Here is a 15,532-nt window from a genome sequence, read left to right on the forward strand (position 1 = left end):
CGCTGCGGCATACTTGCCCGCATGCGCGAACCCACCTCCCGCCGCGCCGCGCGCGGCCGCATCGAACAGAGCCCGCTGCCGGATTTCTGCCAGCTGCCGGCGCTGTTCGCGCTGCTCGTGGTGGGCGCGCTGACGGTGACCGTGATGTGGCTGGCGCGCGACGACCCGCGCGACTGGTCGGCCTATAGCGTCGGCATGCTGTTCGCGACCCTGCTGGGCATGGTCGCGGCGGTGACGCTGTGCGCGCTGCGACCATGGCTGCAGCGCCTGCCCGGGCACCTGCCGTATGTGGGGGTGTGGCTGCTGATCCTGCTGGTCGTGCTGGCCGGCAGCATCGCGGCGCACTGGTTCGACGGCGCACTGCAGATGCACCTGGTGCGCGGCAGCCTGCCCGTATTCGTGCGTGACAACGTGCTGATCGCCGCCCTGCTCGGCGCCGCGATGCTGCGCTATTTCTACGTGCTGGCGCAGTGGCAGGCGCGGCTGGCGGCGGTCACCCGCGCCCAGGTCGGGGCGCTGCAGGCGCGCATCCGGCCGCACTTCCTGTTCAACAGCATGAACACGGTGGCGGCGCTGATCCGGGTCGACCCCGACGCCGCGGAACGCACGGTGGAAGACCTCTCCGAATTGTTCCGCGCCGCGCTGGGCCAGCACGACAGCGCCGATGGCACGCTGGGCGAGGAGCTGGCGCTGGTCGAACGCTACCTGGCGATCGAGCAGCTGCGCCTGGGCGAGCGCCTGCGCGTGCGCCGCGAACTGGACGAGCTGCCGCGGGATTTTCCGCTGCCGCGGCTGCTGCTGCAGCCGCTGGTGGAGAATGCGGTGCGCCACGGCATCCAGCCGCTGCGCGAAGGCGGCGAGGTGAGCTTGCGCGGCTGGCGCGACGGCAACGGCGTGCGCATCGAGATCGCCAATCCGCTGCCGGCCACCCCACCCGCCGCCGGCAACGGCCATGGCCTGGACAGCGTGCGCCAGCGCGTGGCCTATCGCTACGGACCGCTGGCGAAGGTGCAGGCCGGCGCGCAGGACGAGCGCTTCGTGGTGCTTCTGCAATTGCCGGGAGGCCCGGCCTGATGCGCGTACTGGTGGTCGACGACGAACCGCTGGCGCGCGCGCGCATGATCACGCTGCTGGGCGAATGCGCCGAGGCGGAGGTCGTTGGCAGCGTCGGCGACGGCGAAACCGCGCTGGCCGCGCTAGACGAACTGCAGCCGGACGCGTTGCTGCTGGACATCAACATGCCCGGCACCGACGGCGTGGCGCTGGCGCAGCGCCTGGCCAGCCGCGCACGACCGCAGGTGATCTTCTGCACCGCCTATGAGTCGCACGCGCTGAAGGCGTTCGAGCTTGGCGCGGTCGACTACCTGCTCAAGCCGGTGCGGCTCGACCGCCTGCGCGATGCGCTGCAGCGTGCGCAACGACGCCTCGCCGACGCCCCGCGCGAGCCGGCCGCGTACCTGCGCGGCCGGCTGCGCGGCGAACAGGTGCGCATCGCGCTGGACGAAGTGATCTGCCTGCTCGCCGACGAGAAATACGTGGTCGTGCAGCACCGCCGCGGCGAACTGCTGATCGAGGATTCGCTGCGCCAGCTCGAAGAAACCTACCCCGGCCAGCTGATCCGCCTGCACCGCAACTGCCTCGTCCCGCCACCGCGCCTGCTCGGCCTCAAGACCCTCCCCGACGGCCGCGTGCTGGCCCGCCTCGACGGCAGCGAGCTCAACCCCGAGATCAGCCGGCGCAATTTGCCGGCGGTGAGGAAGCTGTTGCGGTTGGGGTGAGCGCTCCGTCTGCCGAATCCAGCGGACAAGCCGGAACGGTTTCTATCATCGAGATACGGACGCGGCGACTTCGTGGTGGGGACGTCACATAGGCAGCCAAATGCATTGAATACATGCGAGTCCCTATTGCTTGACGACCGAAAGGCGAAAGCTGAACATCGCTTGCATATGGCCCGATTTTGGGTCGCTGTGTTAACCCATCCATATACTTCTTGAGGGGGAAACGAGATGGCCTTACCGGATAGCTACACGATGAAAGCCGGATCCATTCCAGCCTACTTCGATGCAATGCTGGATGCCCAGCCGCCCGAACGTTTCTCTCTGAAATTTCTTGAAAACCTCGGATTCACATCCACTAACGACCGTCTTTTTATAGGAATCCTTAAGGACCTTGGGTTCCTAAATAGAGATGGCCAACCTCAGCAACGGTACTTCGAGTTCATGGACCGAAGTCGTGCAAAGGATGTTTTGGCCGAAGGCATACGTGAGGCCTACGCTGACCTGTTCGCAATCAACACCAAAGCCAATGAATTCACCGTGCAGGACGCAAAAAATAAGCTCCGCACACTCTATGCTGGAAAGAAGACGGATCTTGTCATTGGCCATGTAGCAAAAACATTTCGGGCACTTTGTGACTACGCTGACTTCTCAGGCGAGCCAACGGCGCGTAAAGAGCGCCCAACTGGTGAGGACACTCGTGATCAGAGTCCCCCCGAGAGGATTTCTCCCACAAAGCAGGTATCGGATGACTCGTCGTCCATCGGGAAGATCAAGGTCGCCGGCCTTCAGTACCATATCAATATTGTTTTGCCCGATACGCGCGATCAAGCCGTTTTCGATGCAATTTTTCGATCTCTCCGGGAACACCTGGGATGAGAGAGCTAGATCTCTATTCATTTGTTTATCGTGGTGTGCTCACGGAAGAGACCTTGGACCGAGCCGGTCGCCGTCGGCGCAATCACTTCGGAACGGAAGATGCACTAGCAGCACAAAAGTCTCTCTCCTACGAATTTCTTGATGCGGACCTCCTAACCGAGGCGCAGCGCATGTCGGTAGTTTACGCAGCAATACACGCCTTTGAGAATGCTGTTCGGCAGTTGGTCACCAAGGCCATGGCGGAGGAGCATGGTGAAACTTGGTGGACAAAGGTTCCGGAGAGAATCCGAAAGGCATCAAACGGCAGAATGGCGGAGGATGCGAAATTTCGCTGGCATGGCGCTCGCGGTGCGAGTGACATCAACTACTGTGACTTCAGCGACCTATCGTCGATCATCGTTGTGAACTGGCCCGTGTTCGATGACCTTCTCGGAAACATGGAGTGGGCAAAAACAACTCTCAATACGTTAGAGAAGAGCAGAAACATAGTCATGCACGGCGGAAGTCTCTCCAAGGAAGATGTCGAGCGCATAGGCATGAACATCCGTGACTGGATACGACAAGCGGGCTAACAAATCATTCCCGAGATCGGGATCCAGCTCACTTATCTCGCAACTCAGCGCCGCCACAGCGCCTCCTTCTCCACTTGGCGTGGACGAAGCATATGCGTCAATGGCAGGTAGCTACGAGCGAGGAGCTACCATGAGCCACCCCTTCAAAGTCGGCGATCACGTGCGCTGGAATTCGGAAGCGGGCTACGTGACCGGCCGGATCATCAAGGTGCATACGCGCGATACCGAGTACAAGGGCCACATGCACCGTTGCAGCGAGGCCGATCCGCAGTACGAGATCCAGAGCGACAAGACCGATCACGTCGCCATGCACAAGGGCGCGGCGCTGCACAAGATCGACTGAGCGATGCCCACCGACGATCCCGCCACGATCTGGACGATCGGCCATTCCACCCGCACGCTGGAGGAGTTCCTTGGCTTGCTGGGCGAATACCGGATCGAGGCGATCGCCGACGTGCGGCGCTTCCCCGGTTCGCGCCGCTACCCGTATTTCGCCAGCGACGCGCTGGCCGCCACGCTGCCCGCGCACGGCATCGCCTACCAATGGATGCCCAGGCTCGGAGGTCGCCGCAAGGTGCAACCGGGCTCGCCGAACACGGGGTGGCGCAACGCCTCGTTCCAGGGCTACGCGGATTACACGGCCACCGCGGAGTTTGCCGACGGCGTGGCCGAGCTGCTGGCACGGGCCGCCAGCAGGCGCACCGCCATGATGTGCGCCGAAGCGGTGTGGTGGCGCTGCCACCGTTCGATCATCTCCGACGTGCTGAAGCTGCGCGGGATCGAGGTCGTTCACATCATCGACGCCACGCACAGCACCGTGCACCCGTACACCTCGCCAGCGCACATCGTGGACGGTCGATTGAGTTACGCGTCGCCGCAGGGTGGCTTGCTGTAGTCGGGCGACCGCGTTGGCGCCCGATCAGGAGCGTCCTCACTCGAGTTTTCCGTTCTTCTGCTTTTCGCTTGCGCAACCGCGCAGCGGTTGCACACCGAGTGCGGGCCACGACGGCCCGCTGCTCTACCCGGAGGTCCCTTGCGCGGCGGTGAGTCGGGGTCGACAGGCCGCGCAGCGGGAACCGACATGGCGACGGCATGGATGCCGGAGTTGAGGCAACGCAGGAGCGGTTGCCCGATGTCGGTTCCTTTTCGACAGTACATGGCTGTGCTGTCGAAAAGCCCGGCCCCGGCTCACGGACTTGCCGGGCAGGAGCCCGGCAAGCGCCAAGCGGAGGGTCGTTTTCTCTTGGTTACTTCTCTTTTGAACAAGCAAAAGAGAAGTAACTCGGGCGCCGCGGGCGCACGAAGCTTCTGCTACGCCCACCGACTTGGCGGCGAGGCGGCGGGAAGTGCGATGCCTGCCTTCGCAGGCATGACGAGGAACGGGGATGCAACGCCTGCGGCCTGCCTTCGCAGGCATGACGAGGTGAGGGCTCGATGCCTGCCGGTGCGAACGGTGGAGAGGAAGTCGGCCGTTCGGGCAACGAGCATGGGAGCGGCAAGAGCATCGTCCGCGAGCGGGATCCTACGGAAGCATCGGGAGAGCAATGCGGACCCACACTACTCCTTCTTGATCGCATGCCCCCCGAACTCGTTCCGCAACGACGCCAGCAATTTGTCGGCGAACGAATCGCTGTCGCGCGAGCGGAAGCGTTCCATCAGCGACAGCGTGATCACCGGTGCGGAGACGTTGAGTTCCAGCGCGGCGTTCACGGTCCAGCGGCCTTCGCCGGAATCGACCACGTAGGGCGCGATGCCGTCCATGTTCGGGTTCTTGCCTAGCGCGTCGGTGGCGAGGTCGAGCAGCCACGAGCGCACCACGCTGCCGTAGCGCCAGATCTCGCCGACCTGGTGCAGGTCGAGGCCGAACTCCTCCTTGTGCTTGAGGATCGCGAAGCCTTCGGCGTAGGCCTGCATCATCCCGTACTCGATGCCGTTGTGGACCATCTTGGTGTAGTGGCCCGAGCCGACCGGGCCGACCCGGCCCCAGCCCTGGTCCTTCGCCGGCGCCAGCGTCTCGAAGATCGGCCGCAGCGACTCGACGGTTTTTTCGTCGCCGCCGATCATCATGCTGTAACCCTCCTTGAGGCCCCATACGCCGCCGCTGGTTCCGCAGTCGACGTAGCCCAGGCCGTGTGCGGCATACAGCTGCGCGCGGCGCAGGGTGTCCTTGTAATTGGAGTTGCCACCGTCGATCACCGTATCGCCCCTGGCCAGCAGCGGCAGCAGCGCGTCGACGGTGTCGTCGGTGACCTTGCCGGCCGGCACCATCAGCCATACCACGCGCGGTGCGGGCAAGGACTTGACCAGCGCTTCCAGCGAGGACGCCGGCGCAATGCCGTTCGCCTCGGCGGCCTTGCGCGCATCCGCGCTCGGGTCGAAGCCGGCGACCTTGTGGCCGCCGCGCACCAGCCGTTCGGCCATGTTGGCGCCCATGCGCCCGAGACCCACCATGCCAAGTTCCATCATGTTTGCTCCGTAGCAGTAGAAGAAAGGATCAGGACGCCCGGTTGTTCGCGGCATCCAGCCAGCCGCCGTCGAAACCGGCACGGCGCAGGCCGTCGACGATGGCGCGGCAGCCGCGCATCAATTGCCATGGCATGCCGCTGCGATGGTTCTCCACCATCAGCACGATCGGGCCGAGGTTGAGGCCGAAGAAGTACGGCGAGACCCAGCAACGGGGCGACTGGCCGGGCTGGTCGATCCAGGTCTGGTTGAAGCTAGCCCTGAAGCCGTAGGGATGCGCGTCGTGCAGCTGCAGCATGTCGATGAAGTGGTGCAGGGTCGGCAGCACGATCTCCGGCGCGAACGGCAGCGAGGCCACCACCGCCCACGGCGCCAGCGTGCCGTCGTCGATACCGTACGGCGCGCCGCGGCCCACGTAGTCCTCGAAGCGGCGCTCGATGCCGTCGATCTTCGATGTGGCTGGCCCAGGACCGTCGCAGGCGGTGATGCCCCAGCAGTACTCGCCGTAGCCCCTGAAACCGAGCGGGTTGTCGATCGCATAGCGCTGCTGGACCTGCGTCGCACGGCGGCTGTTCTCGAAATAGTCGAGGCCCTTGTCGCGCATGAACGCATCGCGGATGCCGCGGAAGTCGATCCAGGCCTGCGACAGCTGGTGGGTGAACAGCGGGGCGCAGTACAGGTAGTCGATGTCGTAGCAGCGCTTCCATTCGTAGGTGGACGACCAGGCGGCATACGCGCTTGGCGGCAGCGGATGCGTGGACGAGCCGAGCGCCAGCACGTACAGCAGCAGGCCCTCGTCGTAGCCCTGCCAGCGATGCGGGATGAAGCCGCTTTCCGGATGCCAGCCATGGCCGAGAGTGCCGTCGGCGGCCTGCGCCCACGGCCATTCCGCGCGTTGGTAGAGGAAGTTCGCCGTGTCGCGGATTTCCTTCTGCTCGGCGGTGTCGTCGTTGAAGTACGCGGCGGCGGCGAGCATGCCGGCGAACAGCAGGGCGCTGTCCACCGTGGACAGCTCGCACTGCCACGCGCGCCGGCCGCTGCGCATGTCGAGGAAGTGGTAGTAGAAGCCGCGATAACCGCTGGCGTCGGGCTGCTCGCCCTGCGCGCTGTCGCGGAAGAAGCGCAGCGTGGCCAGCGTGCGTTTGATCGCGGCATCGCGGCCCAGCAGCCCACGCTCCACCGCCACCGGATAGCAGCTCAGCGCCAGCCCGGTCGCCGCGATGCTGGCCGGCCAGTCCGGCGCGGTCTTGTCCGCGACCAGGCCGTTCTCCAGGTTCGTCTCGTACTGGAAGTACGCGAACGCCTTGTTCTGCAGGTGTTGCAGCAGCGGGCCCGCTTCGTATGGATTGCTGAGTGGGTGGGAACGCATGGATCTCGTCGTGGCCTGTCGCGGTGAGGGCACCCGGGCACGCAAGACGCCGCGCCGTCGGCGCCGGATCGCCGCCGATGGATGCGCCATGCATCCTACTCCGCGCCATGGTGAAGCGCGGGTTGACGCCGCCTATGCTTCGCCCGGCGCACGCTGGGACTTTCGTCGCCGTCGACAGGAGTCGCCATGCCTTCGCCTTCCTCCCGCAGCATCGATGCGGAGCAGCGCTGCCTGCTGTCCAACGGTCGCTACAGCGTGATGCTGGGCGCGAACGGCTCCGGCTTCAGCCGCTGGCGCGGCCTGGCGGTGACGCGCTGGCGCGAGGATCCGGTCGGTGACGGCTGGGGCAGTTACCTGCTGTTGCGCGACGAGGATGACGGTGAAACCTGGTCAGCCAGCCGGCAGCCGTATGGCACGCACAGGCCGGACGATGTGGTCGCGTTCGACGCCGGGCGCGCCTGTTTCAGCCGGCGCCACCACAGCGTGCACAGCGTGCTGGAGGTGGCGGTGGCCGCCGACGCCGACATCGAACTGCGCCGGCTCACCTTGAGCAACCACGGCGACCGCACGCGCACGCTGTCGCTGACTTCGTACGCCGAGCTGGTGCTCGGCCCGACCGGCGCCGACGACGCGCACCCCGCGTTTTCCAAGATGTTCGTGCAGACCGAGTGGGACGCTCCGCGTGGCATCCTGCTGGCCACGCGGCGGCGGCGCGACAGCAGCGAGGCTGAAGTGTGGGCCGCGCAGGCACTGCAGATCGTCGGGGCGGATGGCGGCGACGCCGGCGAATGCGAAACCGATCGCGCGCGCTTCCTCGGTCGCCTGCGCACGCTGCGTGACGCGCAGGCGATGCAACCGGGCGCCGTGTTGTCGAACACGGTCGGCTGCGTGCTCGATCCGGTATTCAGCCTGCGCCGGCACTTCACGTTGGCGCCGAACAGCAGCGTGACGCTGCTGCTGTGGACGCAGCTGGCCGATTCGCGCGACGGCGCCATGGCACTGGCCACGCCACTCGGCGATCCGGCCGCCGCCGCGAGGCTGTTCGACGCCGCGGCGCAACATGCCGAAGCCGAGTGCGCGCTGCTCGGCATCGGCGCCGCGCAGTCGGCACGATTCGCCCACTGGATGAGCGCGCTGCTGTACAACGATCCGCGCCAGCGCGCGGCGCCCGATGCACTGGCGCGCGGACGCGGCGGCGCGCCAGTGCTGTGGCCCGCCGGCATCTCCGGCGACCGCCCGATCCTCCTGTTGCGCCTCGGCGAAGCCGACGACCTGGCGCGCGTGGACGAGGTGCTACAGGCACAGCAGCATTGGCGCAGCCAGCAACTCGCCGTCGACGTGGTGTTGCTGCACGCCGCCGGCGACGCGCTGCAGGCCGCGCTCGCTCCGCTGGTGAGTGCGCAGCAGGCGCGCCTGAAGGCCGACGACCGATTGCCGAAGGCCGAGCTGTTCGCGTTGCGCGACGACGCGATCGGTGAGGATTTGCGCAACGGCCTGTTGACCGTGGCGCGCGTGGTGCTGGATGGGGCGCAGCCCGCGTCGGCCGCGGTCGGATCGACGTCCACCTTCGCCGCGCCGGCGGCAATTTGCGCGACCGCCACGGCGGCCGCCGTCACCGCCCGCGCCGACGCGCCGGAATTCGCCAACGGCCACGGCGGCTTCGTCGATGGCGGCCGCGCCTACCGGATCGAACTCGACGAACAGCGTCCCACGCCCGCGCCGTGGGTGAACGTGATCGCGAACCCCGCGTTCGGCTTCCTCGTCTCGGCCGAAGGCGGCGGGTATGCGTGGTCGCTCAACAGCCAGCAGAATCCGCTGACGCCGTGGCCGAACGATCCGGTCAGCGACAGCCCGCACGACGTGCTGTACCTGCGCGATGAGGACACCGGCGTGCTGTGGAGCGCCACCGCGCTGCCGATCCGCGTGGCCGGCGCGCGCTACGCGGCCACCCACGGCAAGGGCTGGACGCGCTTCGAGAACGACGCGCACGGCATCGAGCTGGAGCTGCTGCAGTGCGTGCCGACGGACGACCCGCTCAAGCTGTCGCGCTTGCGCCTGTGCAATCGCTCGCCGCGCACGCGGCGGTTGTCCGTGACCGGCTACGTCGCATGGGCGCTGGGCGCGAACGGCAGCACGCCGGCGCCGTTCGTGGTCACCTCGCGCGACGAACGCACCGGCGCCTTGTTCGCACGCAACCGCTGGCGGCCCGATTTCGGCGACCGCGTGGCATTCATCGACCTGGCCGGGCCCGCGCATTCGATGACCGGCGACCGCCATGAATTCCTGGGGCCGCTCGGCACCGTCGCGCTGCCTCTGGCGCTGCGCGAGGGCGCGCCGCTGTCCGGCCGCCTCGGTGCCGGACTGGAGCCCTGCGGCGCAGTGCAGGTGCGCATCGAACTGCCGCCGGACACGCAGCTCGACCTGCGGCTCCTGCTCGGCGAGGCCGCCGACGAGGCCGCCGCGCAGGCGCTGGTCGGGAAATATCGCGCGGCCGATATCGATGGCGTGCTCGCCGACGTCGCCGCGCAGTGGAATGGCCTGCTCGACACCGTGCAGGTGCGCACGCCCGATCGTGCGCTGGACATCCTGCTCAACGACTGGCTGCTGTACCAGGTCGCCGGTTGCCGGCTGTGGGCGCGCACCGCCTACTACCAGGCCAGCGGCGCCTACGGTTTCCGCGACCAGCTGCAGGACGTGATGGCGCTGTGCGCAAGCCGCCCTGACCTTGCGCGCGAACACCTGCTGCGCGCCGCCGGCCGCCAGTTCGCCGAAGGCGACGTGCAGCACTGGTGGCTGCCGCCACGCGGCCAGGGCATCCGCACGAAAGTCAGCGATGACCGTCTCTGGCTGGCGTACGTGGTCATGCATTACGTCGAGGTGAGCGGCGACGCAGCCGTGCTGGACGAAGCGCTGCCGTTCCTCGCCGGCCAGCCGATTCCCGACGGCGCCACCGACGCGTTCTTCCAGCCTGCGGCCTCCGACCGGCAGGCCAGCTTGTACGAGCACTGCGCGCTCGCCATCGACACCAGCTTCAGCCGCGGCGCACACGGCCTGCCGCTGATCGGCACTGGCGACTGGAACGACGGCATGAACGCGGTCGGCGCCGAGGGGCGCGGCGAAAGCAGCTGGCTCGGCTGGTTCCTGCTCGCCACGATCGCCACGCAGGCGCCGCACGCCGAACGACGCGGCGAGAAGGAGCGCGCGCAGCGCTGGCGCGACCATGCCGACGCGCTGCGTGCCGCGCTGGAGCGGGCGTGGGACGGCCAGTGGTATCGCCGCGGCTACTACGACGACGGCACGCCGCTGGGCTCGCACGAAAGCGACGAGTGCCGCATCGACACCATCGCGCAATCGTGGAGCGTGCTGGCCGGCAGCACCGAGCGCGCGCACGCGATGCAGGCGATGGACTCGGTCGATCGCCTGTTGGTCGACCACGTCAACCGCATCGCCCGCCTGTTCACTCCGCCGTTCGACCACAGCCGCGAAAACCCCGGCTACATCAAGGGCTACCCGCCCGGCGTGCGCGAGAACGGCGGCCAGTACACGCACGGCGCGGTCTGGTCGATCTTCGCCTGGGCCGGCCTCGGCGACGGCGATCGCGCCGGCGCCCTGTTCGACCTGCTCAACCCGATCCGCCACGGCGACAGTCCTGCCGCGATCGAGCGCTACAAGGTGGAACCCTACGTCGCCTGCGCGGACGTCTATTCGGTGGCGCCGCACGTCGGCCGCGGCGGCTGGACCTGGTACACCGGCTCCGCCGGCTGGCTGTATCGCGCCGGGCTGGAGGCGTTGCTCGGCTTCCATCTGCATGGCGACCGGCTGCGCATCGAGCCGTGCATACCGAAGGTCTGGCCAGGCTTCCGGCTCACCTACCGCCGCCGCAGCGAACGGCACGTTACCTGCTACGAGATCGAGGTGGAGAACCCGCAGCGGGTTTGCCGTGGCGTGGCGCAGATTGAATTGGACGGCCAAACGCAGGCCGCCGGCGAGGACGTGGCACTGGCCGATGACGGCGGGACACACCGGCTGCGCCTTGTGCTCGGCCCGTAGGGCGGGCACCGCCCGCCATTCGCCATGCAACGCCCGTGCGGAAGCGGCGGGCAGTGCCCGCCCTATGCGGGAGGACGGCATAAGTTGCGAGCGTCACCCGCGCCGGGTGCGCGACGCGCCGAGCTTGCGGGTCAGCGTGTTGCGGCCCACACCCAGCGCCTGCGCCGCGTTCTGGCGGTGACCGTCATTCGCCTGCAACGCGACGTTGAGCAAGGTCTGGTCGAGCGCCGCGCGGGCGCGCGCGTGGATGTCCGCCTCGCCGTCGGCCAGCGCCTGCACGGCCCACTCGCGCAGCGCGTCGGTCCATTCGCCGCCGCGTGCCGCGTCGGCGCTGCTGCCGAGGTCGGCCGGCAGGATCTCGCTGCCGGGCGCGATCACCGCCAGCCGGCGGCACAGGTTTTCCAGTTCGCGCACGTTGCCGGGGTAGTCGCGCTGGGCGACCAGTTTCAGCGCGGCCTTCGAGAAGCGTTTCGGCGGCAGCTTCAGCTCCTGCGCGGTGGCGGCGAGGAAGTGCCGGGCCAGCAGCGGGATGTCGCTGCGACGCTCGCGCAGCGCAGGGAGATGGATGCGCACCACGTCGAGGCGATGCATCAGGTCGGCGCGGAACTGGCCGGCGGCGACGCGCGCGGCGAGGTCCTGGTGGGTGGCGGCGACGATGCGCACGTTGCAGCGGATTAGCTCGCGCCCGCCCACGCGGTAGAACTCCCCGCCGGCCAGCACGCGCAGCAGGCGCGTCTGCAGGATCAGCGGCATGTCGCCGATCTCGTCGAGGAACAGCGTGCCGCCCTCGGCCTGCTCGAAGCGCCCGGCCACGCGGCGGGCAGCGCCGGTGAACGCGCCGGCCTCGTGGCCGAACAGCTCGCTCTCCAGCAGCTCCGAAGGAATCGCCGCGGTGTTCAACGCCACGAAGGGCTTGTCGCGGCGCGCGCTTTCCTCGTGCAGCGCGCGCGCCACCAGCTCCTTGCCGGTGCCGGTCTCGCCGGTGACCAGCACGTTGAGGTCGCTGGCGGCAACACGGCCGATCAGCCGGAACACCTCGCGCATCGACGCGCTCTCGCCGAGCAGCGCGTGGTTCGGCGCGAGCGCCGGGCCGGCGTGCACTGCCGGTACGGCTACGCTGGCCAGCGCACGCTGCACTGCGGCCACCGCCTGGTCGAGGTCGAACGGCTTGGCCAGGTAGTCGACCGCACCAAAGCGATATGCCGCGGCCGTGGTGGCCACGTCGGTGTACGCGCTCATCACGATCACCGGGCCGATGCCCTGCGCCTGCAGCTCGCCGAGCAGGGCCAGCCCGTCCTCGCCCGGCATGCGCACGTCGGTGAGCAGCAGCGCGGGACGCGCCTCGCGCAACGCCGCGCGCACAGCAGCCACCGCATCGAACTCGCGCACCGCGAGCCCGGCATCACGCAGCGCCTCGGCCAGCACGAAGCGCACGCCGCGGTCGTCGTCGACGATCCAGATTTCTTCAGTCATGCGTACGCTCCAATGGCAGGTACAGCGAGAACACCGTGTGGCCGGGGCGGCTGGCGTAGCGCAGCTCGCCGCCGTGTTCGTGGGCGATCTCGCGCGACAGCGCCAGGCCCAGGCCGGTGCCGTCGGCGCGGCCGGAAACCAGCGGCTGGAACAGGGTGTCGCGCAGCGCGGGGGGCACGCCGGGGCCGTCGTCGATCACATCCACCCGCAGCGCCATGCGCAGCATCCGCTCGCCCACGCGCACGCCATGCTCGATCCGCGTGCGCAGGGTGAGCGTGCGCGCGCCGGCTTCCAGCGCGTTGCGGGCGAGATTGAGCAGGATCTGCTGCAGGCGGTCGGCATCGCCGTGCAGGTCGGGCACGCTGGGATCGTAGTCGTGGCGCAGCTGCGGCGGCATGGGTTCGGCCAGCAGCAGGTCGCACAGCCGTTCCAGCAGGCGATGGATGTTGACAGGGCCGAGCTGCGCCGCGCCATCGTGGTGCAGCAGGCGGTTGGCCAGCGCGCCGAGCCGGTCGGCCTCGTCGATGATCATCCCCGCCAGCGCCTGCAGGTCCTCGCTGTCGACCCGCCGCTGCAGCAGCTGGGCCGCGCCACGCAGGCCGGCCAGCGGGTTCTTCACCTCGTGCGCGAAGCCGCGCAAGGTGGCCGACAGCGGCGAGCCGGTCGACGGCGGCTCGGCCAGCACGTGCACTTCCAGCAGCAGGCCATCGCCGAACGGCTGCAGCGCGATGTCCGCGCTGAGCTTGCGGTCGTCGGCCGTGGCCAGTGCTACCCCACGCCACTGCGTCGGCCGCTGCTCCGCCAACACCTTCGCCGCCTGCGCCGCGCCCTCGTCCGCGTCGTCCAGCAGCAGCCCCAGCGGCTGCCCCACCGCATTGCGAAAACCCAGCTCCAGGCATTCGACCAGGGCCGGATTGAGCCAGCGCAGGCATAGCTCCCCGTCGACCAGGGCCAGCCCGGTCGCCATCTGCTCCGCCCACGTCCGCCACGCCAGCTCGTTCATTGCACCATCATGGGCAATGTCTCGTCTTGGTGCAAATCGGCTTCCGGCGGAACGGTGAGGCTTACTCGAAAGGCTTAAACGAACCTGTCGGCGATGCTTAACTTTTGAGCGGCATGCATCTGCCGCAAGGTGCGTCGCTGTTTGCGCGACTGTCGTTAGTTGGTGCGCAGCCAGTCGGACAGCTCTACGGCATACGCATCCAACTGGCTCGGACTCTTCCGGGGGGGTACCTCGGGGAGGTCTCACCGCTCGCCAGATACTTGGCGATGGTGTTGCGTGACAGCTTCGTGCGTCGGGCTATCTCTCGGATCGAGATCTTGTCGCGAAGGTGCCAGCGTCGAATTACGCTCAATAAGGCCACGTCGATCACTCCTTTTTACTCCCGCTCGGACTTGAGCGGAGGGAGGTAGGAGCTGGCTCAAAATTGGATGGAAATCACCCGGTGAAGTGGCTCACTTTTGGATGAAACTCAACAGATGTTCGCTCCGGCGGCATTGAAGAAGTCCAATTTAAAGGCACGGAAGTAATTAAGCGGAATGACCGATGATCACCTCGCTCGCACTCGGCAACACATTCTTTAGGAACGTGCACTCGGCAACGAGCGATTTCAGCACACGTTGAAAAAGACGCCGGGAAGGCCCGCCGCTTGCCATCCGCGCGGGTGGCCAAGATCGAAGATCGATGTTTAATTACCTCTCCCCTTAAATCCGCTGATGCACTTCCAGGGAGCAGATCGCTATGATGCCTCACGGGGAATAGATCAGAGCATCCCTTACGCTTACCTGGTTTTGTGAGCGGGTAGCGGGACTAAGAAAAAACGATAGACGTAATTTGGGTCTGGCCACTGATCTACATCAACGATACCGTAAAAAGTGTCTAGATATTCAGCAACCAGACCACCTCCGACTACTTTGCTTCCTACGAACCCGTTCTTGCGAGCTTGCTCTAATTTTTGCATTGCAACGTGCGATGGCACAGGTTTATTAGCACATACCTTCCATTCTCCGAATTTGATCAATTCGGGCGTAATCAAACTTGCGCTAATAATCTGTGATGTATCCAACGTGAGGTTCTCACATCCATTATCAGACAATGCATTTTCATCATAGATAAAGCAGAAGGGAGCGCCGATCTCGGCTGTAGTATCAGCCGCAACTTGCCCTACATAGAAGCCGTTCTTTGAGGACGGTATCAAAAAAACGTCGCCCACTTTGTATTTAACTCTCTTCCTTATCATGGTTAACCACCATCCAATTTCTTTGCAAGATTGATTGAGCCTATACGACCCTCCACTCTAAACACGCCCTGAAATCCCTCGAAATTTTTCTGGCTCATGGCATGATATTTGTTTGCAAGCGTTCCACCCTCCCTTTGCAAACCGCCATTTGCACGGATCTGAGTTTCTTCCAAATAGCTAAGTTCCTTGCCTGGCTGGGCACGTTCGATAATCTCATATTCGTGCTTAACTCCAAGCGCGCGGTTGTGTTCACCTTGTCTTGCCAAATAACGAGCAAATGACCTTGCTTTACCCACATACTCTTCCAGATTATGTGGATTAGTCCTTTTGTAAACTACGCCCAAGCCCTCTGAGACGCCCTCTCGAGCCGCAAGAGAACCAACCGCACGCAGGGCTCCAATTCCTCCAGTGAGAACGGAAACTGTACCCAAGTCTTGAAAAGCCGCAGACAGTCTGCCGTCACCTTTACCGTTGTAGCCATCCGCTAAGGCGCCCGCGATTTGGCTGCCATGGAATCCATTTCCCGTGACGAATGATGCTGTTTCGTAGAGCACTCCGCCCAATGCTTCGGTGATACTACGCCCGTCCGGATCGGTATACCGAGAGGGATTGTCATTGGCATAATCATATCGATTGAAATTGAATGAGTTGCCAACAGATGGGCCCACTGAATCAATACTGAGGAACCGCCCCACCGCCGGATCGTAATAC

Annotated in this window: 13 protein-coding genes and 1 pseudogene; 7 read left to right on the top strand and 7 right to left on the bottom strand. The window is 66.0% G+C overall.

What is annotated here, in order from left to right:
* Positions 1-21 precede the first annotated feature (21 nt).
* The 6 genes from DEO45_RS15980 to DEO45_RS16005 all read left to right on the top strand — a co-directional run bounded on the left by DEO45_RS15980 (position 22) and on the right by DEO45_RS16005 (position 4,121).
* A complete protein-coding gene (locus DEO45_RS15980; protein ID WP_114345726.1) occupies positions 22-1,074 on the top strand; it encodes a sensor histidine kinase in 1,053 nt (350 codons plus the stop codon).
* Complete coding sequence (locus DEO45_RS15985; RefSeq protein ID WP_114345729.1) at positions 1,074-1,778, top strand: LytR/AlgR family response regulator transcription factor; 705 nt, start codon at positions 1,074-1,076, stop codon at positions 1,776-1,778. Before DEO45_RS15980 ends, DEO45_RS15985 begins: the two co-directional genes overlap by 1 nt.
* Positions 1,779-2,030: 252 nt before the next feature.
* Entirely contained in the window at positions 2,031-2,654 is a 624-nt protein-coding gene (locus DEO45_RS15990; protein WP_147269714.1) for a DUF5343 domain-containing protein, read from the top strand.
* Entirely contained in the window at positions 2,651-3,226 is a 576-nt protein-coding gene (locus tag DEO45_RS15995) for a Swt1 family HEPN domain-containing protein (RefSeq protein WP_114345734.1), read from the top strand. Before DEO45_RS15990 ends, DEO45_RS15995 begins: the two co-directional genes overlap by 4 nt.
* 130 nt (positions 3,227-3,356) lie before the next feature.
* Complete coding sequence (locus tag DEO45_RS16000; protein WP_114345736.1) at positions 3,357-3,569, top strand: DUF2945 domain-containing protein; 213 nt, start codon at positions 3,357-3,359, stop codon at positions 3,567-3,569.
* Positions 3,570-3,572: 3 nt separating this feature from the next.
* Positions 3,573-4,121: a DUF488 family protein gene (locus tag DEO45_RS16005; protein ID WP_114345738.1), complete on the top strand. Its 549-nt coding sequence runs from the start codon at positions 3,573-3,575 to the stop codon at positions 4,119-4,121.
* Between the two features lie 662 nt (positions 4,122-4,783).
* Here the strand turns inward: DEO45_RS16005 and gnd are convergent.
* Together gnd and DEO45_RS16015 are read right to left on the bottom strand one after the other, a co-directional pair.
* A complete protein-coding gene (gene gnd, locus DEO45_RS16010; RefSeq protein WP_114345776.1) occupies positions 4,784-5,689 on the bottom strand; it encodes a phosphogluconate dehydrogenase (NAD(+)-dependent, decarboxylating) in 906 nt (301 codons plus the stop codon).
* A 31-nt stretch (positions 5,690-5,720) separates the two neighbouring features.
* Complete coding sequence (locus DEO45_RS16015; protein ID WP_114345741.1) at positions 5,721-7,058, bottom strand: glucoamylase family protein; 1,338 nt, start codon at positions 7,056-7,058, stop codon at positions 5,721-5,723.
* Between the two features lie 186 nt (positions 7,059-7,244).
* Here DEO45_RS16015 and DEO45_RS16020 point away from each other — a divergent pair, with 186 nt between their 5' ends.
* Positions 7,245-11,108: a GH36-type glycosyl hydrolase domain-containing protein gene (locus DEO45_RS16020; RefSeq protein ID WP_114345744.1), complete on the top strand. Its 3,864-nt coding sequence runs from the start codon at positions 7,245-7,247 to the stop codon at positions 11,106-11,108.
* A gap of 93 nt (positions 11,109-11,201) precedes the next feature.
* On the opposite strand, the gene ntrC is transcribed toward DEO45_RS16020, so the two are convergent.
* From ntrC to DEO45_RS16035, 5 genes and pseudogenes are all read right to left on the bottom strand, one after another.
* Positions 11,202-12,581, bottom strand: a complete 1,380-nt coding sequence (ntrC, locus tag DEO45_RS16025; protein ID WP_114345747.1) for a nitrogen regulation protein NR(I) — start codon at positions 12,579-12,581, stop codon at positions 11,202-11,204.
* Entirely contained in the window at positions 12,574-13,584 is a 1,011-nt protein-coding gene (locus DEO45_RS16030) for a two-component system sensor histidine kinase NtrB (RefSeq protein ID WP_114345749.1), read from the bottom strand. Before DEO45_RS16030 ends, ntrC begins: the two co-directional genes overlap by 8 nt.
* 158 nt (positions 13,585-13,742) lie before the next feature.
* A pseudogene (locus tag DEO45_RS16760) lies at positions 13,743-13,954 on the bottom strand (helix-turn-helix domain-containing protein); the annotation flags it as partial.
* Between the two features lie 408 nt (positions 13,955-14,362).
* A complete protein-coding gene (locus tag DEO45_RS16550) occupies positions 14,363-14,821 on the bottom strand; it encodes an Imm26 family immunity protein (RefSeq protein WP_147269715.1) in 459 nt (152 codons plus the stop codon).
* A gap of 2 nt (positions 14,822-14,823) precedes the next feature.
* Positions 14,824-15,532, bottom strand: a 709-nt coding sequence (locus tag DEO45_RS16035; protein ID WP_317616018.1) for an RHS repeat-associated core domain-containing protein, incomplete at its 5' end; no start/stop codon positions are given.

The sequence above is a fragment of the Rhodanobacter denitrificans genome, assembly GCF_003335105.1.
GTDB lineage: Bacteria > Pseudomonadota > Gammaproteobacteria > Xanthomonadales > Rhodanobacteraceae > Rhodanobacter > Rhodanobacter denitrificans_A.